Origin of the sequence: Nitrosomonas halophila (genome assembly GCF_900107165.1) — a bacterium.
In the GTDB taxonomy this organism is placed as follows: Bacteria; Pseudomonadota; Gammaproteobacteria; order Burkholderiales; family Nitrosomonadaceae; genus Nitrosomonas; species Nitrosomonas halophila.
On sequence record NZ_FNOY01000001.1, the window covers coordinates 93542 to 116980 of the forward strand.

22 protein-coding genes are annotated in these 23439 nt (G+C 50.7%); 18 read left to right on the forward strand and 4 right to left on the reverse strand.

Going from position 1 to position 23439, the window contains the following annotated elements; all coding sequences use genetic code 11:
* Positions 1-119 precede the first annotated feature (119 nt).
* The 4 genes from BLV85_RS00425 to BLV85_RS00440 all read right to left on the reverse strand — a co-directional run bounded on the left by BLV85_RS00425 (position 120) and on the right by BLV85_RS00440 (position 6596).
* Positions 120-1817 (reverse strand): TolC family protein, encoded by a 1698-nt coding sequence (locus BLV85_RS00425; protein ID WP_090410975.1) that lies wholly within the window; start codon positions 1815-1817, stop codon positions 120-122.
* 241 nt (positions 1818-2058) lie between these two features.
* On the reverse strand, positions 2059-3420 hold the full coding sequence (locus BLV85_RS00430; protein WP_090410978.1) for an HlyD family secretion protein: 1362 nt from the start codon (positions 3418-3420) through the stop codon (positions 2059-2061).
* Complete coding sequence (locus tag BLV85_RS00435; RefSeq protein ID WP_090410981.1) at positions 3417-5078, reverse strand: ATP-binding cassette domain-containing protein; 1662 nt, start codon at positions 5076-5078, stop codon at positions 3417-3419. Before BLV85_RS00435 ends, BLV85_RS00430 begins: the two co-directional genes overlap by 4 nt.
* A 615-nt stretch (positions 5079-5693) precedes the next feature.
* Positions 5694-6596 carry a LysR family transcriptional regulator gene (locus BLV85_RS00440; protein ID WP_090410983.1) on the reverse strand — a complete coding sequence of 301 codons (903 nt, stop codon included), beginning with the start codon at positions 6594-6596 and terminating at the stop codon, positions 5694-5696.
* Between the two features lie 201 nt (positions 6597-6797).
* Here BLV85_RS00440 and BLV85_RS00445 point away from each other — a divergent pair, with 201 nt between their 5' ends.
* The 18 genes from BLV85_RS00445 to BLV85_RS00530 all read left to right on the forward strand — a co-directional run bounded on the left by BLV85_RS00445 (position 6798) and on the right by BLV85_RS00530 (position 23314).
* Positions 6798-8219 (forward strand): form I ribulose bisphosphate carboxylase large subunit, encoded by a 1422-nt coding sequence (locus tag BLV85_RS00445; RefSeq protein ID WP_090410985.1) that lies wholly within the window; start codon positions 6798-6800, stop codon positions 8217-8219.
* Positions 8220-8323: 104 nt separating this feature from the next.
* Positions 8324-8650, forward strand: a complete 327-nt coding sequence (locus tag BLV85_RS00450) for a ribulose bisphosphate carboxylase small subunit (RefSeq protein ID WP_090410987.1) — start codon at positions 8324-8326, stop codon at positions 8648-8650.
* A gap of 408 nt (positions 8651-9058) precedes the next feature.
* Positions 9059-11497, forward strand: a complete 2439-nt coding sequence (locus BLV85_RS00455) for a CsoS2 family carboxysome shell protein (RefSeq protein WP_245725020.1) — start codon at positions 9059-9061, stop codon at positions 11495-11497.
* Positions 11498-11509: 12 nt separating this feature from the next.
* Positions 11510-13018, forward strand: coding sequence for a carboxysome shell carbonic anhydrase (locus BLV85_RS00460; RefSeq protein ID WP_090410992.1), 1509 nt, complete (start codon positions 11510-11512; stop codon positions 13016-13018).
* A 33-nt stretch (positions 13019-13051) separates the two neighbouring features.
* On the forward strand, positions 13052-13303 hold the full coding sequence (csoS4, locus tag BLV85_RS00465) for an alpha-carboxysome shell vertex protein CsoS4 (protein WP_245725021.1): 252 nt from the start codon (positions 13052-13054) through the stop codon (positions 13301-13303).
* A gap of 8 nt (positions 13304-13311) precedes the next feature.
* Positions 13312-13548 carry a carboxysome peptide B gene (locus BLV85_RS00470; protein WP_245725022.1) on the forward strand — a complete coding sequence of 79 codons (237 nt, stop codon included), beginning with the start codon at positions 13312-13314 and terminating at the stop codon, positions 13546-13548.
* A 97-nt stretch (positions 13549-13645) separates the two neighbouring features.
* On the forward strand, positions 13646-13942 hold the full coding sequence (csoS1, locus tag BLV85_RS00475) for an alpha-carboxysome major shell protein CsoS1 (RefSeq protein WP_090410998.1): 297 nt from the start codon (positions 13646-13648) through the stop codon (positions 13940-13942).
* Between the two features lie 45 nt (positions 13943-13987).
* Complete coding sequence (gene csoS1 / locus BLV85_RS00480; RefSeq protein ID WP_090411001.1) at positions 13988-14284, forward strand: alpha-carboxysome major shell protein CsoS1; 297 nt, start codon at positions 13988-13990, stop codon at positions 14282-14284.
* A gap of 47 nt (positions 14285-14331) precedes the next feature.
* Complete coding sequence (gene csoS1, locus BLV85_RS00485; protein ID WP_090411003.1) at positions 14332-14670, forward strand: alpha-carboxysome major shell protein CsoS1; 339 nt, start codon at positions 14332-14334, stop codon at positions 14668-14670.
* Between the two features lie 12 nt (positions 14671-14682).
* Positions 14683-15120, forward strand: coding sequence for a ferritin-like domain-containing protein (locus BLV85_RS00490; protein ID WP_090411005.1), 438 nt, complete (start codon positions 14683-14685; stop codon positions 15118-15120).
* Entirely contained in the window at positions 15113-15382 is a 270-nt protein-coding gene (locus BLV85_RS00495; protein WP_090411007.1) for a 4a-hydroxytetrahydrobiopterin dehydratase, read from the forward strand. The genes BLV85_RS00490 and BLV85_RS00495 overlap by 8 nt, the downstream gene beginning before the upstream one ends.
* Before the next feature lie 2 nt (positions 15383-15384).
* Positions 15385-16020 (forward strand): ParA family partition ATPase, encoded by a 636-nt coding sequence (gene parA, locus BLV85_RS00500; RefSeq protein WP_090411009.1) that lies wholly within the window; start codon positions 15385-15387, stop codon positions 16018-16020.
* Positions 16017-16274, forward strand: coding sequence for a hypothetical protein (locus BLV85_RS00505; protein WP_090411012.1), 258 nt, complete (start codon positions 16017-16019; stop codon positions 16272-16274). The genes parA and BLV85_RS00505 overlap by 4 nt, the downstream gene beginning before the upstream one ends.
* Positions 16275-16295: 21 nt before the next feature.
* Positions 16296-17204, forward strand: coding sequence for a CbbQ/NirQ/NorQ/GpvN family protein (locus tag BLV85_RS00510; protein WP_090411014.1), 909 nt, complete (start codon positions 16296-16298; stop codon positions 17202-17204).
* Between the two features lie 301 nt (positions 17205-17505).
* On the forward strand, positions 17506-19860 hold the full coding sequence (locus BLV85_RS00515) for a nitric oxide reductase activation protein NorD (RefSeq protein WP_090411016.1): 2355 nt from the start codon (positions 17506-17508) through the stop codon (positions 19858-19860).
* 7 nt (positions 19861-19867) lie between these two features.
* Positions 19868-20497 (forward strand): hypothetical protein, encoded by a 630-nt coding sequence (locus BLV85_RS00520; RefSeq protein WP_090411018.1) that lies wholly within the window; start codon positions 19868-19870, stop codon positions 20495-20497.
* A gap of 94 nt (positions 20498-20591) precedes the next feature.
* Positions 20592-21416 (forward strand): S1 family peptidase, encoded by an 825-nt coding sequence (locus BLV85_RS00525; protein ID WP_090411035.1) that lies wholly within the window; start codon positions 20592-20594, stop codon positions 21414-21416.
* A 569-nt stretch (positions 21417-21985) separates the two neighbouring features.
* Positions 21986-23314: a SulP family inorganic anion transporter gene (locus BLV85_RS00530; RefSeq protein ID WP_090411020.1), complete on the forward strand. Its 1329-nt coding sequence runs from the start codon at positions 21986-21988 to the stop codon at positions 23312-23314.
* Positions 23315-23439: the final 125 nt, after the last annotated feature.

Genomic DNA, 23439 nt, shown 5'->3' on the forward strand with positions numbered 1-23439 from the left:
ATCATTTATGCGGCTTATTTGGTTGCTTTGGGCGGTATGTGCTGACCAGCGGGTACGTGCCTTGCTTGGTGTATCCCGATTCTGGCCGTATTGTAAAGTAAGTGGTGGTGATAAAGTCGTTAGAATTCAACCCGGCTATAGCCAAGGAGTGTCCCTGTCGCATAGGCGAGATCGATCAATGCTGCCTGATAATCCCTGACGGCATTGATTTCCTTTATCTGCGCTTCGCCCAATAGGGTGAGCATTTCCAGGACTTCCGTCATCGTCCTCAGGCCTTCCTTGAATTGCTTGAGTTCGGCTTCGTAGTTGATGCCGGCCAATATTACCTGTTGCCTGGTGGCAAGGATGCGCTGCCAGTTTTGCTCAACCTGGTCAAACACATCATAAATTTCCCTGAGGACAACTTGTTCTTGCAGGGTTTTCGTGGTCAAGCGCTGTATGCGTTGCTGCACGGCTCTTTGCAGTTGCATCCGGCGGGCCTCGTTGGTCATGGGCAATTCAAAACGCAGGCCAATCGACCAGTCGTTAAAGCGGTTGCGGACGACATCTTCGTATGTCTGACTGAAGCTGCCACGGGAATTGGATAGTGCACCATAGCTATAATCCAGGGTGAAAAGTGGCAGGGTTTGATTTTCCAGAAATTCTATTCTGGTGAGATCGGCTGCCAATCTCAGTTCCAGCTCAAGCAATTCCAGCCGGCCATCGAGCGCCAGTGAGGCGATCTGTTTGCGATCGAGGTTATAGTAAACCAATGTCGGGGTGGTAGTCGGCACAATATGGATGTCTGAGTCGATTGTGTAGGTTTGATCATTGAGTAGAAATTTTAATTGGCGCTGGTTGAGCTTGAGTTTGGTATTGGCGATGATCAGCGACTCGACCCGGTCAGTCACCCCAATTTCGGCACGGCTGATTTCAATGGCCGCGGTGAGTCCTTCATCAACTCGCCTTTGCACCATGGTGAGATTCTGGTTAGCCAGCTCATATTGTTGTCGCCTGACATCCAGCTCAGCCCAGGCAGCGTATAGCTCCCAATAAGCCTTATCAATGATCGAAATGACCCGTATCGATTGCAGCCGGGTTCTCATATCAACTGCTCGCCGTTCATAGTGAGCGATATTGATGCTGGCTTCATTCACGGCAATACCAGCATTTCTTAACAGCGGCTGGCTGATGGAGAAGCGCAGTGCGCTGCGAAATTCATCCGAATCCAGCTGACCTTTGGTTATCTTGCGTTCAATCGGCGAGCTGAGTGTTACGACACCTCCTGTGCGAAGTGGAATGGCGATGCCCGCTTCAGCGTTAAGTTGTTCAATTTTCTGTGGTTCGAGCGAGAGTTTGACCCGTTGATCATCGAGCAATGGATTGGAAGAGGAGAGCTTGACATTATCACCGCCAATACCGGGTGCGTCCAAGTGCCTCAGATTGGCATTGGCAAAAATGATATTGTCGAATTTTGCCCGCTCTTCTCCAACGGCAGTCTCGGCAATGACAGGTTCGATATTGGCGATTTTGAGAGAGAGATTGTTTTCCAGGGCAATTTTGCGAATTTCTGGAATCGATAAATTATGCTGATCAGAACGCTTTTCCCTATCATCCATTTGGCTAGTGACACCGGACAAGGCCTTGTGAACATCTATTTTGAGGGTTGATTTATGTGCCGGCAGGGGGATCAAAGGCTTGGTTTCAATATGATGTTCTAGGGTAGCGTCGATTTCGGTTGCAAAGTCACGCAATAACAGACTCTCCTCGCGATTCAGGCGCTGTGTGGCCCGATTGTCGCTATCCACGGCCGGCTGGTCGTCCGGATGGGTGCGCATGGCGGCGAATATCAGTAATAATGCTAAGAGTAATCGAAAGACAAGGCCTCTATGACTGCTAAAAAGAGGTTTCATCTGAGTAAGCTTATATTATCAACTATAAAGTATCGTGGCTCAAAATATGGAAATTCTGTCCGAAATCCGTAAATAGATTCTAGTTGCAGTTCTAGTTGAGCCAATGGAATTTCAGGGTGGAAATGGCTCATGAGTACATAAACAGCCAGGTTTGAGCGCCTATCAATCAATGTGAAATCTCGCGTTTTAGGGGAGCAAACTCGGCTGTTTTTACCTTGGCGGCAGGACTCGTTCTAGATTGATGTAGTGACGGGTCAGGTAATCTTGGTGGGAAGTCGTTGAAAATACGCCAAATTTCATAGCCCACCGTGACTTCTTCCAGCAATATCCAGCCTTTCGCAGTCGCACCTTGCCGTAGGAAGCGGTTTGACGGCCAGGTTTGTACGGTTTCATCCGGTACTACCATAATCCGGAAATTACCAGTGCCATCATCATTGGTATCCACAAAAGATACTACGCCACCGAATGTGCCCAAAGCCACACTCGGCCAGCCGGCAATCTGAATGGCTGGCCAGCCCTCGAATTCAATCCGTACCTTGCTGCCCGGGCTGATCAGTGCGGCATCCAGGCCATCGACCATCAGCGCAACCGCCCGTTGGTGAGTATCCGGGATAATGGTCAACAGGGGTTGTCCTTGTGTGACGACTCGGGACTGGGAGTTGATCGGTACCCTGAAAACGGTTCCGTTTCGTGGCGCTCTAACAAGCTGTGCTTTCTGTCTGGACAGATTGGTTTCTGCTGTGGCCAGGCTGATGCGACTGTCGGCAATTTCGGAGCGGATTCTGTTGGTTATCGCGTTAACCGCATCAATCGAGGTTTGTGCGTCTGCGCGTACCTGTTGCAATTCCGCTTGGGTGGATTTTTCTTCTGCGAGCGCAGAGTCATACTGTGCCCGAGTGCTGTTCAAGTGACGTCTGGCAATGATTTCATCGCGTTCGGCAATTTCTTTGTCCCGTTTCGATACCAGGCCATCACTTAACAGCCGCTGCATGCGTTTCAGCTGAAATTGCGCGGCATCCAGTGTTGCCTGCGCGGAAACAATATTTTCTGATGTGGCCAGCACTTTTTGCTTGGCAATATCCATTTTATATTGCGCAGCGGCGATCCGGGCATCTCGGACGGCCAACAGATTCTGAAGCTGTATCTGATAAGATTGCAGTTCATCTTCTTTTGCCTTGAGCCGATTCTGGCTTGCCTCCAGCTGTGCCCTGAGGCGATCTTTGAATAGGGGATCGATATCGCTGATTTCGACCAGGATGTCGCCCGCCACGACTTTCGACCCTTCCAGTACATGCCATTTCTGGATGGTGCCGCTGACCGGTGCATCGACTGATTGCATGCGTTCCTGGGGAATATATGCCGTCACAAAACCATGAGCGACAATGTTCTGTTGCCAAGGCAGAAAAAGCATTAATAACTGGATAATAAAGAATGAGACACTCAGGAACTTGGTGAGTGATTTGACAAATGTGGGCGTTTCTACTTCTAGCAGCGCAGAGTACCGTTTGCTGGCGGGTGGGTTTTTCATGTTCGACGGTATTTTGCTTCCAGGGATATGACGCGCTCGCATTGATTGGCAATGGCACTGGAGCGCGTCAGAATGACCAGAGTAAACGGCTGATTGCGTAGCACGGCAAGGGCTTTGTCCAGAGATTCCTGTTCCAGTGTGTCCAGTAGCTCATTGATCAGTAGCAAGGCGGGCTGGGCGACCACTGCGCGTGCAATCATCAGTAGCTTTGCTTGATCTCTAATCAGCGGCGCACCGGAGAAATGCAGCTTGGTTTCCGCGCCGTGCTCGAGACGGGTGATTGCGTCAAGCAAACCCAACTGCTCCAGTACTGCTGATATGTTCTCGATATCCGTATCGGGTTTCCAAATTTTTACATTATCGCGGATTGAGGCTTCTATAATTTCCACTTTGTGGAGGAGTACGATATGTTTGCGAATTGCCTCGATATTGAGTAAATTGAGATCAATGTTGTTCAGTTGCACGCGTCCATGCACGGGTTGCCGCAAGCCCACAATCACTTGGGCGAGTTTGGATTTGCCGCTGCCGTCAGCACCCAGAATGGCAATGTCCCTACCCGCTTCCAGCTGGAAGGTGATATCGTTTGTGATCACCCTGTCACTAGCGGCTTCTGTGCAGACTTCAAATAATTCAAGCTTGAGCGGACCAGTGATTTGAACCGGGCTGCCATTTGTGCGTTCCTGGGGAAGATCCTGGATGATGCCAAGTTTATCCAAGCCTGCAAGCAAGTCATAATAATACTCAAGTTGACCAATAAAGCGCAGAAAGGAAGCCATGACAGTAAAAATGATCAGTTCTGCTGCCACGAACTGACCCAGATTAATTTCACCTGTGACGACAAGCACTCCGCCCAATGCTAACATGGTTGTGCCGCCTACAGCATAGATGAAGACGCCTCCAATTAATTGGGAGAAGAGAATTCTGAAGTGGCTTTGACGTTTTTCCAGGTAATGCTTTGACAAGACATCGACATGCTGCATGGCGAAACCCTCGCCGGAAGAGAATCTGAAGGTATTGAGACTGCGCGCGATAGTCTCCAGCCAGGCAGCGAGCGAGTATTTGGCATGTGATTCACTGATGGCTGTCATCTCTCCTCTCCTGCCAATGACAAAGACGATAAACAGAATAACCATAATGATTATGATGGCCATCACACCGAAATAAACACTATAAAAAATCAAAAGCACACTTCCGGTCAAGCCTTGGAATATGGTTGCTACGCCAGTTGTAAGGAGTGTGCCCAATGATTTCTGAACGGTGGTGACTTCAAAAAATCGGTTGACCAGCTCAACCATATTGTTGCGTTCATACATATGCAGGCGCGCCATGCTGATTTTCTCAGCAATATTAAAGGCGGTGCGGACGAAAAGTCTTCTCTGAATAAGTTCGACGACATAAAATTCCAGCGCATACAAAAAACCTACCAGGGAGAGAAACACAAAAAGCATGAACGATATGATCACCAAAGGCTTGATCAAGCTTCCCATGGTGACGGTATTGATAAAGGTCTGGATGGTTATGGGAACAGCAAGGTTGATCAAGCCTACACCTAGCATGAGCGCCATCAGGATGATGATATCGCTTTTTTCCAACCGAAGAATATCTGCCATGCGGGCAGTCGGCCGAATTTTGCTGCTGGGGTGATGTGTGCTCGCCATAAAGTTTTCTTTTTATCTCATGGAATCAGTTGGTCAGAATATACTTTGCATGTGCCGAGGGCGGTTCGATTGCAAAGGCTAGGGAGCAATGGTTCTTTGTTCGTTTCGATAGCAATTGCGGGTTCCGAAGTCGCTGCCGATTATGGCCGGACGAGGCAGCGCTGGGTATCCGAGCGGGCAGGTTAAACCGGGATAGTCCTGATGAAGAAACCGTTACTATCATCTGATCCGAGTGGCGGTTGATGAGAATACTTGCACAGTAGCGCGTGAGAGCATCTTTTTTGGGTTGCCGTCACATCCTGTTACTAATGCATTTGTGGTAACAAATGCAAATGTGGGTTTCTCCGAGACAGTCCCTCACCGCAAGCCGGCTTCAACATGACTATGCGCTTGTGTATTTGCATACTATGTATGTCTTTGAACAAGTGTCGGTTGATATTGCCTGGTCGATTTTAAGTGCATAGGGTGTTCACTCGGGAGCATTCTTGCTGCACTTTGGACGCATCAAGGCCGCAGTCCCGAGTCCAATTGCTGTTGCGCATCCTATCATAGTCTGCATTTTAGGGGGCGCAGCCACTGTGTCGGAATGCAACTACACGTATCTGAGGATAATGCTCAGGGCATTAGCTCTGGCGCCTCTTTGAGCAGGAATTCCTTAAATGTTTTTGCTACATTGGAGAAACGTTTATTCTTCCGGTGCACAATATGCCAGTGGCGCATGATGGGAAATCCTTGTACATCCAGAATCTTGAGGCGATTCGTAATCAACTCTAATTCGATCGTATGGCGTGACATGATGCCCAGACCCATGCCTGCCTGAACAGCCTGTTTGATGGCTTCAGAGGTATCGGTTTCCATGCCTCGGTTGATTGTAATTTGCTGCTCCGCGAAGAAACGTTCCATTGCATTGCGTGTGCCCGAACCCGGCTCGCGCACGAGAAAAACTTCCTGCGCCAGCCGTTTTACAGGGATTTTTTGCTGCCCGCACAAGGAGTGGTTGGGTGGGGCAATAATTACCAATGGGTTTTCCATGAATGACTCGGAAACGATATCCAATCCATCGGGCGGCTGTCCCATGATAGCTAAATCGGTCAGATTGTCCGCCAGCTGTCTGAGGACATTTTCGCGATTGGAAACGTTGAGGCTGACAGTGATGCCCTGATAGCGCTGACAAAATTTGGCTAATAGATGGGGCGTAAAATAGTTGGCCGTACTGACCACGGAGATATTGAGTTTCCCGCGTTCCAGTCCTTTTAGTTCATCCAGTGCAAGCTCCATGTCGGCGATCAGCTGCGCAATGGCGCGGCTGTATTGATAGAGCTCTTGGCCGGCTTCGGTCAAATAAATGCGCTTACCCATCTGTTCAAATAACGGCAGCCCAACCAGGTTCTCTAGTTGTTTGATTTGCAGAGAGACTGTCGGCTGGGTAAGAAAGAGTTCTTCGGCTGCGCGCGTAAAGCTTGAATGGCGTGCGACCGATTCGAAGACTTTCAGTTGATGCAAGGTAATATGCGACATAGGGCTAAATGAGGAGTGTGAGTTGCAATATAGGAAATTTTTATGATAACCATCGGAATTATTAATTAGTCTTATTGATAAGTACAACATATAATCCAGAACCAGAATTACAAATGGTTCCTTTTAATAATTCTCCGCTCTCTGGTTGCCGGGATTGATGCCGGGTGATCTGCAGGGCTTTCAATGATAGGAAATTGCAAGATGGCTGCTAAAACATACAGTGCCGGTGTAAAAGAATACCGACAAACCTACTGGATGCCGGAATATACGCCTTTAGATACGGATCTTCTGGCTTGTTTCAAAATCACCCCCCAACCTGGTGTCGATCGTGAGGAAGCGGCTGCAGCGGTTGCGGCCGAGTCATCAACAGGTACCTGGACCACCGTCTGGACCGATTTGTTGACCGATCTGGATTACTATAAAGGACGCGCCTATCACATTGAGGACGTGCCTGGAGACGATACCTGCTTCTATGCGTTCATCGCCTATCCGATCGATTTGTTTGAAGAAGGTTCGGTGGTCAACGTGTTCACCTCGTTGGTCGGCAACGTATTTGGCTTCAAGGCGATACGCGCGTTGCGTCTCGAAGATATCCGCTTTCCAATCGCCTATGTCAAGACATGTGGCGGCCCGCCCAATGGTATCCAGGTTGAAAGAGATGTCATGAACAAATATGGCCGTCCGCTGCTGGGTTGTACGATCAAGCCGAAGCTGGGGCTTTCCGGAAAAAACTACGGCCGGGCTGTATACGAATGCCTGCGTGGCGGCCTTGATTTCACCAAGGATGATGAAAACATCAATAGCCAGCCATTCATGCGCTGGCGTCAGCGTTTTGACTTCGTGATGGAAGCTATCCTGAAAGCCGAGGCGGAAACCGGCGAACGCAAGGGCCATTACCTGAACGTGACCGCGCCCACACCGGAAGAAATGTACAAGCGCGCCGAGTATGCAAAAGAAATTGGCGCGCCAATCATCATGCATGACTACATCACTGGGGGCTTCTGCGCAAATACCGGACTGGCTAACTGGTGTCGTGACAATGGTATGTTGCTGCACATCCATCGTGCGATGCATGCTGTACTCGATCGCAACCCGCATCATGGTATCCACTTCCGTGTATTGACCAAAATTCTGCGTTTGTCAGGTGGCGATCATCTACATTCAGGTACCGTTGTGGGCAAGTTGGAAGGGGACCGGGAAGCGACGCTTGGCTGGATCGATCTCATGCGCGAATCATTTGTGCCAGAAGACCGCGGACGCGGCATTTTCTTTGATCAGGACTGGGGTTCCATGCCAGGTGTATTCCCTGTTGCGTCGGGCGGTATCCATGTTTGGCACATGCCTGCGTTGGTTGCGATTTTCAATGATGACTCCGTATTGCAGTTCGGTGGAGGGACGTTAGGCCACCCATGGGGGAATGCTGCTGGTGCTGCTGCCAACCGTGTTGCACTCGAAGCTTGTGTGCAAGCGCGTAATGAAGGCCGCCAAGTGGAAAAAGAAGGGAAGGAAATCCTGACTGCCGCAGCACAGCACTCGCCAGAACTCAAGATCGCGATGGAAACCTGGAAAGAAATCAAATTTGAGTTCGATACTGTCGACAAACTGGATGTTGCGCACAAGTAATTTGTTTGTAGGGATCATGGATTCATGAGACGGCCCAATGCACCGGCTGTATGGTGAAATCATGAATTCTGATCCAGTCTACTTCAATAAAAAAGGATACTGACATGACCGTTCAAGCCTATAAAGTAACAAAAAAATACGAAACCTTTTCCTATTTGCCGCAGATGACACCCGATCAGGTGCGTCGGCAGATTGCCTATGCCATCAGCCAGGGATGGAATCCTGCAGTTGAGCACACTGAGAAAGGTGCCGCCGCAACCAGCAATTTCTGGTATATGTGGAAACTGCCGCTGTTTGGCGAGCAATCGGTTGATGCCGTGCTGGCCGAACTGGATGCCTGCCACCGCGAATTTCCGGATCATGTCGTGCGCTTCCTTGCCTACGACAACTATACCCAAAGTCAAGGGACAGCTTTTGTCGTTTATCGCTGAGCGAATTTCTATTCAATCAACAGTTAGAGGTACGTGATGAGGCAAGACACTGAAAGCACTGCTGGTGCTACCTTGTCAGGGCGTGATCTGGCTTTGCGGCGACGCCAGGTTATGGCGCAATATGGCAAGGCTGGTCTGACTAATCGGGGCTCGATTCGGCAACCAGCCGTTGCACGCAAAACTAATACTTCAGCATCTGCTGTGCCGTCAGTCGAATGCGTCGCACCTAATTCTGACGCTGCGCAGATCAGGCCGGTTGTGGATGTGGCAAGCGGCCGCAGCATCAGCCGCGCTCGACGTAGTGCCATGAGTCAAAAAGGAAAGTCCGCAATCAAATCTGCATCATCGAATATGAGTGGACGTACACGCGCGGCTCGGCAACACGTTGCAGTCCAGGAGACTCCAGTCATGGCTGAATCAGAGGGTTTGACCCAGTCATGTGGTTGTCGCGCCTGTGAGTGCGGCAATGAGGCGTGCGATTCGGTCAAGGCGAATGCCGCGGCGAGCATGAGTCAATCCAGTAACGCCATGGGATTCACGGTCGGTGGTTTAGACGTGAAACCAGCAGAGGATTTGAGCGGGCGCGCACTGGCCCGGATTCGTCGTGCCGCCATGGCGCAGGAAGGCAAAACGGGTCTGAAACGCGTAGCGCAGGTGGCCAAGATTTCTGCAGCAGGCGTTTCCGCATTGAATGTGAAGCCAACCGATAATGTGACAGGGCGCATGCTCGCGCGTGCTCGCCGTGCCGTTATGGCACAAGAGGGCAAGACTGGACTGAAACGAATCGTGCAGGCAACCAAAATGACTGCTGCGGTATCAAACAAACCTCGCCAGGCAGCAGTGACCAAAGGCGCGACAGGTCGTCAGGTGGCGATGCAACGTCGATCGGCTCGGTCCACTGAAGGACTGGCCAATACGGGTCCTAAAGGATCGCGTTCAAGTGGTCGTACGCGTTCGGCTTCAGATCAGCCGGTTCCGCCCAAAGTTGAGGAGGGCCATACCCTATCTGGGCAGACAGTCACCGGTACCATGGTGGAGCGTAGCCAGAAAATTACCGGCAATGAGCCTGGATCCTGCCGGGCGGTTACGGGTACGGAATATATCGGGCTTGAACAGTTCGATCAGATTTGCCATACGCAACCGCAACCCGGTCCTGCAAAAGTGGGTGTCAGCACAACACTGAGTGAGCATAAAGTCACGGGAACTGAAGTGGGCCGCTCACTCAAGGTGACGGGTGATGAACATGGTGCTTGTCGCAATGTGACTGGCACGGAATATTTATCCACGGAGCGTTTTGACGAGTTTTGTGCGAGTCGCCCAAGTCCAGCGCCTGCCAAGATCGGTGTAGTGCAAACTGACAAGGGCAAAACTGTCACAGGCACTCAAGTGGAGCGTCCTTCGAGAACGACTGGCGGTGAATCAGGCGCCGATCGGGCAATTACTGGCACGAATTATGCGCAGCTTGCCGTTGATACAGCGCCGGAAAAAGTGGCGACTACCCATACCTTCCAAGGAAAGGCCGTAACGGGTACCGCTGTGGGTCATACGGCTAGAATTACTGGTGATGAACCTGGAATTTGCCACAACATTACCGGTACGCAGTATCTCGCCGCAGAGCAGTATCAGGATACTTGCAAGATCGATCCGCCGGAGATGTCACGCAAGGTCAGTGTCATGTCGTCGCGTGGCCATCAGGCTGTCTCTGGTTCAGAAGTAGGCCGATCCAGCAAGGTGACCGGTGACGAACCAGGCTCTTGCCGTGCCATTACTGGAAGTCAGTATTATACTGCATCCGATTTTGGAGACTTGTGTGCCACCAATGAGGCGCGCAGGATGCGTGCGGCCCAGAACATGGTGAATCGCAGCCCAAAGGAAGTCGGTGACGTCAGAGGGGAGAGCCTGCCTGTCACCGGATCAGATTATGCCGACGCTGGCCAGAAGACCGGCAGTGTTAGCGATGCAGCCTCTCCGGTATCTCATGTTGCGGTCGATCAGACCTGGAAGGGTCAGCCCATTTCCGGTAGCAATGTTGGGCGTTCTAACACCGTCACCGGGAATGAGTATGGCAGCTGTTCACCCGTCAGCGGGACGCCTTATATCGGCCGTGGTCAGTACAACAGTTTCTGCGAACCTGCTGAAACGCTTGCTCAGGAAACACGGACACGCGATAGTGCCGTCATACCCGCTGCACTGGTGACAGGAGACCGTCCTGGTGCGGGTGGTTCGGCTATGACCGGTGATGAACGTGGTGCTTGTGAGCCAGTTACCGGAACACCATATGTCGGGGCGGACAATGTTGCTGGCCATTGTTTGACCAGTAACCGCTTTATTTCTCAGGATCGCGCCCGTGTCGAGCCACCCAAACCGCCTGCGCCGGCCGATTTCAGTATCAAGTCGCCAGCTCAGCAAGCCTGGGAGCGTCGTACAGGTTTGGGAGATATCACTGGAACAGCTTATAACAGCGAACGCATCACCGGGCCGGTCAATAAAGCCAGTGGCCTTATTACTGGAACACCCGAGTTCCGTCATCTCGATACCAGAAACGTGATGGTCGAGCAGGAAGAAAAACTGGCGGCAGCCAGACGGCTGACCGGCGAAGGCAGCCAAGCAGGCACTCGTATTACTGGTGATGCCTGGCATGCGCAAAGCCGGGTGACCGGTACTGAAGGGGCTTCTTCATTGATGCGTAACATGTCAATGCGGGGAGAACCGCGCGGTTTCGGTGCCAATGCGCAGCAATTCCGTGAAATTGAGCGTCCGTCCATTCCGGAAAGCCGTATTACTGGATCGGCGGGCAGTGCTGTGCGCGGTGCTGTGGTGACCGTTTCAGGTGGCGCGCGCGCGTAAGGAGAGTGAGGCATGAATACGCGTAAACGATTGGCTGCCATGCGTCGCGCAGGGGCTTTTCCCCAAGCAGGCTCACCGCTGAATCCGGCGTGTGTCATTGGCCCTGATCAAAGATGCGAGCATCCGCTGGTTGATCAGGCGCTTAATCAGCACTTATCTGCGTATGAACAGCAGGTGCGTGGTCGTTTCGCCGTTATCGTGGGAACTTTGAAAACCATTTCGGCTTTTCAACATGAGCTGGATTTTGTGTCGCGTGCGCAGGCTATTGCACTCGATAAGCTTGGCTATCAGCTGCCAGCGGATTTGCTGGGGGAGGCCTGGGTATCAGGCCTGAATCTGCGTGCGCTGTATTCATACTGCATTTTCTGCAGTTTTAAAGAATGCATAGAAAACGCAGACGCTGACCAGGCTCCATGGCGCGGGCGTATGGCACTGGATATGGCATTCCTGCGTGCTTGTGGCTACCACACTCTGGATATCAGTCCTTGTGCAGATGGCCGCTTGCAGGGTCTGCTTCCTTTCGTGCTGCGGCTTGTTCCGGATGAAGCTGTGTATGTGAAGGCTTATGCTGGCGCCATGTTTGATGTTGAGATGGATGTTGCCGACTGGGCGCATCGTGAACTGGAACGGTTGACCGGTGGAATACCGGGTGGAGAAGACTGCAATTACCTGAAGGTGGCCGTATATCACTTCAGTAGCTCGAATGTGCAGCAGCAAGGTTGTGCTGCGCATGGCAGCAATGATCATAAAGCTGTCGAATCTGCGCTGGTACGACTCAACGAGCTGCGCGTGGCAATTGAGAACACATATGGACGTGGCGCTGCACCCGAAATTCTGTTGATTGGCGTTGACACCGATATCGATGCCATCCGTGTGCATCTCCCGGATGCGGAAGGCGATGTCAATCCATACCGTTATGTGGATAGCGGTGAGGTATATCACAAGACGCTATCCATGACGCCGGATGCCGCACGGCAACAGATTGCGGAAATGATTGCCGAAGCGGAGCGTTCTGAAGGATGGGCGCAAGGCAACGGCAGAATGTCCGATGGCATGCGAAGACTGGTGCAGCAATTACTGGAGTCCAATCTGTCGCAGATCGAGTATGTCGTGCAATATCATGCTGGACGTTACTCGGTTATCGGGCATAACGAACGCTTCATTTGTGTAGGTGAAGCGATGAGCGAACTGCAGTTGCGCAATAAGTTCTATTTCGCACATCTTGACACCGTTGAGGAAGGTGCGACGGATATTGATGTCGGGATCAAGATATTTACCGGCCTCAATATCAAGCACGGCTTGGCCGTGCCAGTATTGATACATTTTCATTATTCTTCAAGAGTGCCAGGTTCGCGTGAACGCGCCATTCATCGCTGTCGCCGCATCAAGGCTGCAATCAGGGGGCGTTATGCGCACCTGTGCACACAAGGCCTGCTTGATTGCCAAATTGCGGTTAGCGATCGTGCAGGCAGTGAGCGCTGTACGTTCATTGAAGATGAAATCCAGGATGCTGGGCATTAATTTGGTTGGTTTGCCGAGGTAGTTATGAGAATCATGAGAGTTGAAAAAACACTGGTATCGACCAATAGAATCAGGGAGATGGGGCATCGTCCCTTGTTGGTGGTCAGGGACAAAGCCGGGGGAACACCGAGTGTTGCAGTCGATGCAATCGGTTGTATTCCTGGCGATTGGGTGATTTGTGTTGGCTCTTCGGCTGCGCGCGAGGCGGCAGGCAGCAAGGATTTCCCAAGCGATTTGACCATCGTCGGCATCATCGATCAATGGGATGAAGAGAAGAACGGCTAATGGAGATCATGCGCGTCAAAGACGAATTGGTATGTACGCGCCGTGTCGAGGGGCTGAAAGCTGCATCCTTGCGTGTACTTGAAAGCCAGGCAGGCAAGTTGTTGGTGGCAACCGATCCTGTCGGTGCACCGATTGGTAAATGGGTCATTACCACCAGTGGCAGTGCCGCACGCTTGGCGATGCCGGATGTCAAGATTATGACCGATCTGACGATCTGCGGGATTATCGATAATTGGAGTGAGTAGGGTAGAGATTAGAGAGAGGATGTTGGACACAATCCATATTTCCTTGATCGAGTAATAAGCATTACGTAATTTTAACTTTATTAAAAGGAGTAACAAAATGGCTGAACATATGGGAATTGCACTTGGGATGATCGAAACCCGCGGCCTGGTACCTGCAATCGAGGCGGCGGACGCCATGACCAAAGCGGCTGAGGTGCGTTTGATCGGACGTCAGTTTGTGGGCGGTGGCTATGTGACCGTGCTGGTGCGTGGTGAAACGGGTGCCGTCAACGCAGCCGTGCGTGCGGGCGCCGATGCCTGTGAGCGTGTGGGTGATGGCCTGGTGGCAGCACATATTATCGCGCGTGTGCATAGTGAAGTGGAAGGCATTCTGCCGACAGCCCCTTCTGCCTAATTTTATTTTATCGTAGCGAACGTTTCTTTTAGGAGTTTTTACAAAATGGCTAGTATGACAGGAATTGCTCTTGGCATGATTGAAACCCGCGGCCTGGTGCCTGCAATCGAGGCGGCGGACGCCATGACCAAAGCGGCTGAGGTGCGTTTGATCGGACGTCAGTTTGTGGGCGGTGGCTATGTGACCGTGCTGGTGCGTGGTGAAACGGGTGCCGTCAACGCAGCCGTGCGTGCGGGCGCCGATGCCTGTGAGCGTGTGGGTGATGGCCTGGTGGCAGCACATATTATCGCGCGTGTGCATAGTGAAGTGGAAGGCATTCTGCCGACAGCTCCCTCTGCCTAGATTTTATTTCCGTAGCGGCAAGCGTTTCTTTTAGGAGTTTTTACAAAATGGCTAATATGACAGGAATTGCTCTTGGCATGATTGAAACCCGCGGCCTGGTGCCTGCAATCGAGGCGGCGGACGCCATGACCAAAGCGGCTGAGGTGCGTTTGATCGGACGTCAGTTTGTGGGCGGTGGTTATGTGACCGTGCTGGTGCGTGGTGAAACGGGTGCCGTCAACGCAGCCGTGCGCGCGGGCGCCGATGCCTGTGAGCGTGTGGGTGATGGCCTGGTGGCAGCGCATATTATCGCGCGTGTGCATAGTGAAGTGGAAGGCATTCTGCCGACCAAGCCCGATGCCAGCGGTGGCGGGCGCGACGCAGAAATAACTTCGACTCGCAGCTAAGCAAAAGAATCTATGAGTGTCGACTCGCGTACGCTGGGTTGGTTGACAAGAGCACTCACTCATGAAATGAGCGCTGTTCAACAATATCTTGCGCAAAGTGTGCTTGCCCGTTTATGGGGAGATATCGCACTGGCAGAAAAGCTGCGCCATGAAGCGGCCGAGGAGATGGAGCACGCCGAACGGTTGATGGAGCGGCTTATTCAGCTTGGTGTGGCGCCCTCTGCTACCAATCTGGCACCTGTACGGCTTGGCCGGAGTCGCGATGTGCTGCTGGCCGTGGATCGCGCACTTGAGGTCGATGCGGTGCGTCTCTATCAAGATGCGCTGGCGCACGCACAACGTATGCATGACACCGATACCGCTGCTTTGCTGGAGTCTATTCTGCACGAGGAAATCGCACATGTGAACGAAATTGACGACATGAAAATGGAGCAGACCAACCATGACTGAGTTGCCGGAAGGATGGGAAGCACGGAACCAGCCGCCAACTTTGTTCAGGCGTTTCGAATTTGAGCGCTACAGTGGAACGCGCAATTTTCTCGACGCACTGGCAGCTTTGGCGGAAGAAACCGGTCTGCATCCACAGAATATCAATTTTTCGAGTACTTACGTCAATATCACGCTGGATGCGAGCCAAGAAGGTGGACTGAGCGAGGCAGAATTTGGTTTGGCCACGCGAATCAATCTGCTTTACGAGCAAACGGAAAATTGAGCATGTCTGCAAATATCATTGCTGTGATCAATCAGAAGGGTGGTGCAGGTAAAACCACGCTTGCAATGAATTTGGCTGCCGGTTTGACGCAACGTGGCAATACGGTCGTGCTGGATATTGATCCCCAGGGCTCTGCCAGGCAATGGGCGAGTATGGGTAAGGGGAATTTTTCCACGCCGGTGGAGTCGATGAGTGAAACTTGGGATGCGCAAGGCTTGCATCAACACTACCCAGCTTTTCGCTATATTGTGCTTGACTGTCCACCTTCACTGGAAAAACAAGCGACACATCAAGCGCTGCAAACCTGCGATATTGCGTTAATTCCCGTTTTGCCTTCGCCGATCGATTTGTGGGCAACTTTGCAGCTGTCGCAAGAAATAGAAGAGATCAAAAAGACCAATCCGGCTATGCGGGCTTATTTGGTCATTAACCAGCTGGAGCTAAATAGCGCACTTTCGGCTGCCATGCAGGATGTCCTTGCAGATTTTGGCATCCCGGTTCTGAATGCCATGATTCGCCGCCGTGCTGCTTATCGCAGTGCGGCGCTGGAAGGTGTCTCTGTTTATCAATTGGGGAAGCGTGGTATGCGGGCTGCAGAGGAAATTGAAGCAATCATTAACGAGGTAATGCCATCATGAGTGAACTGAAAGATAAACTCTCGACCAGCGTGCAGCAAGCAAAAGGGACGCTGCGATCCAAAACTGAAAGTCCTGCTCCGGAAGCGCAGACTGCCGCTAAATCAACGCCTTCTGCCAAATCGACGCCTAGTAAGCCAGCGCCTGCCAAACCGGCTGCAAAATCAGCCACCAAGCCTGGTTCTGCTACAACTTCAGCCAATGACATACAGGCCAGTCATAACACGCTGTTTCCAGAACGTGTTTGGCCGGATTGATCAGCGTAGCAGGAGCTTTTTATGCGTAACGATAACTTGACCCGAACCTATATGCCACGTCATCGAGCACTGGCGCGTGCAGCCGCAGCGTATCAGCCGGCTGAGCATGCTTCCGCAAGTTCGGCCTTGTCCGAAGCATTGGCGCAATACTATATCAAGCAAGAGCCTTACTATCGCCTGATCAACGACGAGGTTGAGCTTTACGAAGCCGCTTATTCTGTGCGCATGCCAATCATGCTGAAGGGGCCTACCGGATGCGGTAAGACACGCTTCGTGGAATACATGGCCTGGAAACTTGGTAAACCGCTGATTACAGTCGCTTGTAATGAGGACATGACGGCGTCGGATCTGGTCGGCCGATATCTGCTAGATGCCAGTGGCACTCGTTGGCAGGATGGTCCGTTGACCGTCGCTGCCCGCCATGGTGCGATTTGTTATCTGGATGAAGTTGTGGAAGCGCGCCAGGATACCACTGTGGTGATCCACCCCTTAACTGATGCGCGGCGCATGCTTCCACTCGAAAAGAAAGGGGAAGTGGTCGAAGCACATCCGGATTTTCAGTTGGTGATCTCCTATAACCCTGGTTATCAGTCACTAATGAAGGATCTCAAACAATCAACCAAGCAGCGTTTTGGTGCGCTCGATTTTAACTATCCCGAGCATGCTGTCGAAGCAGAGATTGTTGCCTATGAGTCAGGCGTGAGCCTGGAAATTGCCAAGAATCTGGTACATATCGGTGAACGTGCACGCAATCTCAAGGGGCATGGCTTGGATGAGGGCCTTTCCACACGCATGTTGATCTACGCCGGTTCCCTGATCAGCAAAGGTGTGTCGCCATTGGCAGCCTGCCGAGTGGCATTGGTGCGTCCGATTACCGATGATCCGGATATGCGGGATGCCCTGGATTCGGCCGTCACTACCTATTTCTAGATTGAATGCGTGCTGGTAAAAGCTACATACATTGGGCATAAGGCAAGCGAGTCATCCACTTCAGACTACTAAGCCTCAATGTCTCAGCAAGCCGCTATGATTGATAACCAATCTATTGAGATGGTTAGAACAAGTGATGATCTTCATGTTCACGCCATTGGTAACAATAGCACGGGCCGAATTGCACGATTCCCGCGATATGGGACTGGATAGCAACGTCTGGGAATGGCATCGCCATTCAATGCCGTTGCGCCCTGAAAGCCGGACACTGCGGCCCGCTCAACTGAGGAATCGAGCTTAAATGGCTATCCATCTCGAAGAATATCAAGAGCTTCTGAATGATTTACCCAGTAAATCTCAGGAAGTATTGCGCGCCGCCTGGAATGAGGCAGCGCGGGTATTTTCTGCACGAGGCCTGGACAATTATCTCAAGGGAGCCCTGGCGTTGCACAGCTTGGGGCGTGGCGAGGAATTAGTGGTCACTTTTATTCAGGAGATGCCACAAGTCGCGCGTGCCATTGGCGAAGATGTGTTGCCGGATGTAGTGAATTTCCTGTTATCCATGGCCTCGAAGACTTCTGGCCAGGTACTGACTCTCGTTGTCGGCACGGCCCCACTTGCCGCGGAGAGGCTGGGTGACGAAGAACTTTTCCGTAATTACCTAAACGTTCTCTCGATCATGCTGGCACAGGCGCCGCGGGGCTTGCGTCCCATGCTCGAGAATCTGGACCAATTGCTTACCCAGCTTACCCTGGGCGGCCTGCGGCGCTGGGTGCAATGGGGCGCGCAAGCGTACAAAACTGATTTTGAAGGCCAGGCGCGTTTTTTCTCCCTGCAGAGTCCGGACGCGCTCTCAGTGCTGCAATCCGAGCGCAAGGGTACTTTGTTTGTGGATGTACAAAGACGGCTTAATATCTATTTACGCGCCATGTGGGGGCGTGATTTCTTTCTTCGCCCCACTGCGGGCGACTATGAAAGCCGAGAAGGCCTCAAACCCTATATCGAGCGTTTTGTGATCCATATCGCCGATGCCTATGACGACTACAAGTATTTGGACGAAGCGACCCCTCCCGAGGCTGTGATTCCTGCGCTCGAGATCTATCGTGCGGTTGTCAATCACTGTGCGGCACACCTGGCCTTCACCAAAGAACCGCTTTCCATGCAAATGCTCAATACGACCCAGATGGCCATCATCGAGGTGATTGAGGATGCCAGAGTCGAAACCCTCGCTTGCCAGCAATTTCCTGGCATGCGTGCTAACTGGTTGGCGTTCCACCCCGTTGCGGATTACAGTGAGCCGAAGACGGTTGGCGATTTGCTGAATCGACTGGCCAGGGCGCTGCTGGAGGAAAACAGCAGCGATCCACACCCGTGGGTACAAAAAGGGCTGGAGCTGTTTCGCATGGAGGAAGATTTGTCCAGCAATCAGATCAGCTGGAACATCGGTATCGAGCTTGCGCATCACTTGGCACAGATAGCCTTGCCAGAATACAGTCCACGTACCGATGGGCTGCGCGCAGTTTACCGAGATGATAACCGTACCGTCTGGGAATCAGCTGAATACAGCGAGTTGGAAGCATTGGAGGCGACCTGGGGGCCGAAACAGATCCGGAAAAAGGTCAGCGTGATGGAGATGGTGAATGCGCTGGACTGTGAGTTCGCTGGCGATGATGCCCAGGAAATCTGGGTGTTGCCTACCGAGTTTTATCTCGATCAGGAAGGGGTGACCATCAATGCTCTGGAAGGCAAGGCGCCTGTTTCCGATCCTCATCATTACCATGAGTGGGATTATCAGATTCAGCTTGAGCGACCCAGCTGGACAACTGTGCTGGAGCGGCGGCCCAAGTTAGGCGATCTGGAACTGATCGAGAATATTATTGAAGATCATAAACCAGTCATCTCGCGCCTTAAATTTTTGATTGAATCCATGATTCCCCAGGGTATGCAACGTATACGCCGGGTAGAGGATGGCGACGAGCTGGATATCAACGCTGCCGTGCGGGCGATGCTGGACATACGCATGGGGCAGCAGCCCGATACCCGCATCATGATGCGTTACAAGCGTAACATGCGGGATCTGGCGGCGATGGTATTGCTGGATATGTCGGAATCATCGAACGACAAAGTACGGGGCCAGGATTATTCGGTGATGGATCTGACCCGGGCCGCAACTGTGCTTTTATCTGACGCACTGGATCGCATTGGTGATCCCTTTGCCCTGCATGGATTCTGTTCCGATGGCCGGCATGATGTCCATTATTACCGTTTCAAGGATTTCGGTGAGCCTTACAATGATATGGTTAAGGCGCGGCTTGCAGCCATGCAAGGTTCCTATTCCACCCGGATGGGGGCGGCCTTGCGTCACGCTGCTTCGTTTCTGAAACAGCAGCCCAAGAATAAAAGAATCCTGTTTGTCATTACCGATGGTGAGCCCGCCGACAATGATGTGCGCGATCCGCAATACCTGCGTTTCGATACTAAACGGGCCGTCGAGGAGCTGGCGCGTGAAGGTATCACAACCTATGCCTTGTCGCTGGATCCTCATGCTGATCAATATGTATCCCGCATTTTTGGTCCCAATAACTTCACCGTGCTGGATCACGTGGAAAAACTGCCCGAGAAGCTGCCAATGCTGTATATGGGCCTGACGCGCTGAAGCATCCATGCATATCACTTTACGCACTTTTGTTTTTATCGACTCCCTGCAGCCCCAGCTGGCGTCGTATCTTGCCACCTCTTCTCAGGGTTTTCTGCCTATTCCGGGCGATGCCTGCATGTGGATAGAAGTGGCGCCGGGCATGGCAGTCCATCGCCTATCCGATATTGCATTGAAAGAATCCAACGTGCGGATGGGCGAGCAGGTTGTCGAGCGCTCATTCGGTTCCATGGAGATTCACTACCGTAGTCAGAGCGAAGTCCTTGAGGCTGGCAGCATCATACTGCGTGAACTGAATACATCGCTTGAAACCCGCATGCCGTGCAAAATTTCATGGAATGAAATTATTCGGGCCATTACTCCGGACCATGCCACGCTCATTAACCGGCAACTGCGCAAAGGCTCCATGATCCTGCCAGGCAAGAGCATGTTTATCCTGGAAGTAGAGCCGGCTGGTTATGCTGTTTATGCCGCCAACGAGGCAGAAAAGGCCGCCCATGTGACATTGGTGGATCTCAAGCCCTTTGGAAATTTTGGCCGGCTGACCATGATGGGTAATGAAGCCGATGCAGAAGAAGCTGCTTTTGCCGTCGGACGCGCGATTGAGAATCTCAACCAGAGAGCACGCAAAGATTGAGGGCGTCATGAACATGCTGCTGTGTTGGATCCCATGATGATTGGTTTCCTATGATGAAATACGCCGAAGTTTGGCTCTGATAGAGAGATTGCTTATGGAAATTAATTCCATCACCAAAAGATTGCTGTTTAATACCATCCGGGTGGATACCGTCCTAGAGGACGGCAGCGAGGGTTCTGGCACGGCATTTGTCGTGAACCACGTGCATGCGCGTGGCGCGCATAATTTTATTGTCACGAATCGCCACTTGGTCGAGAGTGTACGGCGTGGCGGTTTGGTTTTTACGCAGAAGCGCAATGGTCAACCGGCGTTTGGGCAGCGCTTCCAGCTCAATATCGAAGATTTTTCACATGCCTGGTTCATGCACCCTGATCCAGAAGTTGATCTTGCCATCATTCCATTACGGCCGCTTGAACAATCCGCGCATGATCAAGGCGTCGACTTATATTACCACACGATAGATAGCCGTCTGGCGTTGGATACGCCGGCCCAGCACACACTCGATGCGCTGGAGGAGGTGCTGTTCGTTGGCTACCCGAGCGGCGTGTGGGATCAGGTCAATCTTATGCCTATCCTGAGACGCGGAACCACCGCGACGCCGATCGCACTCGATTTCGAGGGCAGGCGGGAATTTCTCATTGATGCCGCGGTATATCCAGGATCGAGCGGGAGTCCAGTTTTTGTATATCAGTCTGATGCCATGCGGCCGATGCATGCTGCCAGCAAAAAATTTCTGTTTGCCGGCGTGGTCGCAGCGGTATTTTTCCGGGAAGAAGCCAATCACCTGGTGCCCGTACCGGTACCAGCCAACAATCATAGCATGGTGATGGGTTCGGAAATGATAGACCTCGGGCTTGTCATCAAGGCCCGAGCAGTCATTGATCTAATCAACATTTATTTAGGTAAATGGTTGGACTGACGAGGAATGCTGTGTTGTTACTTCTATATGTTGGTTGTTTGTTAGCTTGAAAGAGCAGTAAAAATAACGACCATAGCACAAATAAAATAAGCATACGGTATGCTATAAATAATTAAATTTACATCAGAATACATAAGAAATAAATGGCTATCAGTTATGTTGCACGAATACGCTTTACTATAACAACCTATCGGTTTGTATTACGTAAACGACCCGTTACTCCAGATGATATTGTGACCCAGATCATGACTAATATCTGTCTAGCTCAATTTCTGAAGCTAGATAACTTTATAAATATTGATTTTCTCTATAGCTGAAACTTCTATTGTATTGAATAAGACGTGCAAGATTGCTTATAGATCACTTGATTTTGATTTTTCTGACTTGCTATTTTTAAATTAGGGCTTCTCTAAGACTATTGTGCAGATTTGTTAGCTTTTACTATTAACTCTTCCTTAGAGTTTGGAATTTTAAAGAATAAACAGTAGGTTTCGCTAGCAATGGTAATTTTTGAATAAAAGCTTGCGGGAGCTACCCAATCGACAACTAGAATTTGGGAGGGCATTTTCATGTCGTCACGCGTAAATAAAAAAGAGCAGTTATCTGAGGATGAGAAAACTCCTGTTGTTGGTTCAGCGGCATTCCAAGCTAAGTATGCTGGACGAGATATTGCGGCAGGTATTGTTACTGGAACAATGGCTATCCCTTTATCAGTTGGAATAGCTATCATGTCTGATTATCCTATCAAAATAGGATTGGCAACAGTAGCTTTTGCTACTCTGGTAGGCTGGATATTTTCTTGGTTTAGGCCAGGCAACTATATTGGTTGCCCAGGAATTGCTGCTGGTTTGGCACCGATGCTGGCGTTAGGGGTTGCAACTTTCGGTGTCGAGAATATGGCTTTTTGTATATTCCTAACTGCAATTATGCAAGCTGTCGTTTGGTATTTTAATTGGCAGCGCTATTTGCTCGTTGCGATACCGGTTTATCTTGTAGAAGGATTACTGGCCGGAGTTGGGTTAAAGATTTTTCTTAAATTTCTGGAATTTACTTACGAAATTCCAGAAAATTTAGTGTCCGTAGATCAGTTTTGGAATGATGCGAGGATTGAAATGGCCATAATTTCTACAGTTAGCATGGCTGGGTTTCTATTTTTGTTCTCAAAATTTAAGGATAAGCAACCCGCGATTCCATATTTTGCAATCATTATTGCTGGAATAATTGTTTCACAATTCATACATGTACCAATGTTATATGTAGAAGATGTTGAACTGAAACTAATTGCTCCGATTCCTCAAGTAGATAGTTTTATGGTTTTTGTGTATATGATTCTATTCTGTGCAGTACTTGCTGTAATCGATGTGATTGAACAAGTAATGAGCAACGCAGCACTAGAGAAAATCGATCCGCTTAAACGTAAGTGTAATACTAACAATAGCCTACTAGCTATTTGGGTGGCCAATTTAGGCTCAAGCTTTTTCGGTGGAATGACTAACCTTGACGGATTGGCAAAAAGTACTACTAATCGATTAGCTGGTGCTTACACTAAATTCTCTATAGTATTTATTGGAATGGTTGTTGCTTTTTTTACATTCAATGCTGAATACTTAGAATATTTGCCAAAATTTGCAATAGCTTGCGTTATGCTACTTTCAGGTTACAAAATGATTGCAGGATTAATTCATGTAACTCATCATGGTCCTTATGCAATGATGTTGGCCATAATATGTGGTGCTCTGGTTTGGAAGTTAGGAATTTTTGAAGGGCTATTGATAGCAATGGCTGTGCATGGGCTCATTCATTTCTTGATTTACCTTAATCGTGAAAAAATGGCGACTAAACAAATAATCAAGCGTTACATTGATAATTTGAGAAAAAATAGCGGTGATGTAAGCTAGCACTACACGGTTAAAGTTAAACCGATTTCATTTATTAGTCCGAAGTAAGGTTAAAACCACCGCCTTTAAGGCGGTAAGATTTATCTTTTAAAATTTTGGACGTACCATGATGCTAAAAGTAGGGG

Coding starts and splice junctions, on each gene's coding strand:
- csoS4 (WP_245725021.1), top strand. CDS start 13,052: ATGAGAGTTGAAAAAACACTGGTATCGACCAATAGAATCAGGGAGATG.
- BLV85_RS00495 (WP_090411007.1), top strand. CDS start 15,113: ATGACTGAGTTGCCGGAAGGATGGGAAGCACGGAACCAGCCGCCAACT.
- csoS1 (WP_090410998.1), top strand. CDS start 13,646: ATGGCTGAACATATGGGAATTGCACTTGGGATGATCGAAACCCGCGGC.
- parA (WP_090411009.1), top strand. CDS start 15,385: ATGTCTGCAAATATCATTGCTGTGATCAATCAGAAGGGTGGTGCAGGT.
- BLV85_RS00530 (WP_090411020.1), top strand. CDS start 21,986: ATGTCGTCACGCGTAAATAAAAAAGAGCAGTTATCTGAGGATGAGAAA.
- BLV85_RS00440 (WP_090410983.1), bottom strand. CDS start 6,596: ATGTCGCATATTACCTTGCATCAACTGAAAGTCTTCGAATCGGTCGCA.
- BLV85_RS00515 (WP_090411016.1), top strand. CDS start 17,506: ATGGCTATCCATCTCGAAGAATATCAAGAGCTTCTGAATGATTTACCC.
- BLV85_RS00425 (WP_090410975.1), bottom strand. CDS start 1,817: ATGCGCACCCATCCGGACGACCAGCCGGCCGTGGATAGCGACAATCGG.
- BLV85_RS00470 (WP_245725022.1), top strand. CDS start 13,312: ATGCGCGTCAAAGACGAATTGGTATGTACGCGCCGTGTCGAGGGGCTG.
- BLV85_RS00520 (WP_090411018.1), top strand. CDS start 19,868: ATGCATATCACTTTACGCACTTTTGTTTTTATCGACTCCCTGCAGCCC.
- csoS1 (WP_090411003.1), top strand. CDS start 14,332: ATGGCTAATATGACAGGAATTGCTCTTGGCATGATTGAAACCCGCGGC.
- BLV85_RS00510 (WP_090411014.1), top strand. CDS start 16,296: ATGCGTAACGATAACTTGACCCGAACCTATATGCCACGTCATCGAGCA.
- BLV85_RS00430 (WP_090410978.1), bottom strand. CDS start 3,420: ATGAAAAACCCACCCGCCAGCAAACGGTACTCTGCGCTGCTAGAAGTA.
- BLV85_RS00505 (WP_090411012.1), top strand. CDS start 16,017: ATGAGTGAACTGAAAGATAAACTCTCGACCAGCGTGCAGCAAGCAAAA.
- BLV85_RS00445 (WP_090410985.1), top strand. CDS start 6,798: ATGGCTGCTAAAACATACAGTGCCGGTGTAAAAGAATACCGACAAACC.
- BLV85_RS00525 (WP_090411035.1), top strand. CDS start 20,592: ATGGAAATTAATTCCATCACCAAAAGATTGCTGTTTAATACCATCCGG.
- csoS1 (WP_090411001.1), top strand. CDS start 13,988: ATGGCTAGTATGACAGGAATTGCTCTTGGCATGATTGAAACCCGCGGC.
- BLV85_RS00450 (WP_090410987.1), top strand. CDS start 8,324: ATGACCGTTCAAGCCTATAAAGTAACAAAAAAATACGAAACCTTTTCC.
- BLV85_RS00455 (WP_245725020.1), top strand. CDS start 9,059: ATGGCTGAATCAGAGGGTTTGACCCAGTCATGTGGTTGTCGCGCCTGT.
- BLV85_RS00490 (WP_090411005.1), top strand. CDS start 14,683: ATGAGTGTCGACTCGCGTACGCTGGGTTGGTTGACAAGAGCACTCACT.
- BLV85_RS00435 (WP_090410981.1), bottom strand. CDS start 5,078: ATGGCGAGCACACATCACCCCAGCAGCAAAATTCGGCCGACTGCCCGC.
- BLV85_RS00460 (WP_090410992.1), top strand. CDS start 11,510: ATGAATACGCGTAAACGATTGGCTGCCATGCGTCGCGCAGGGGCTTTT.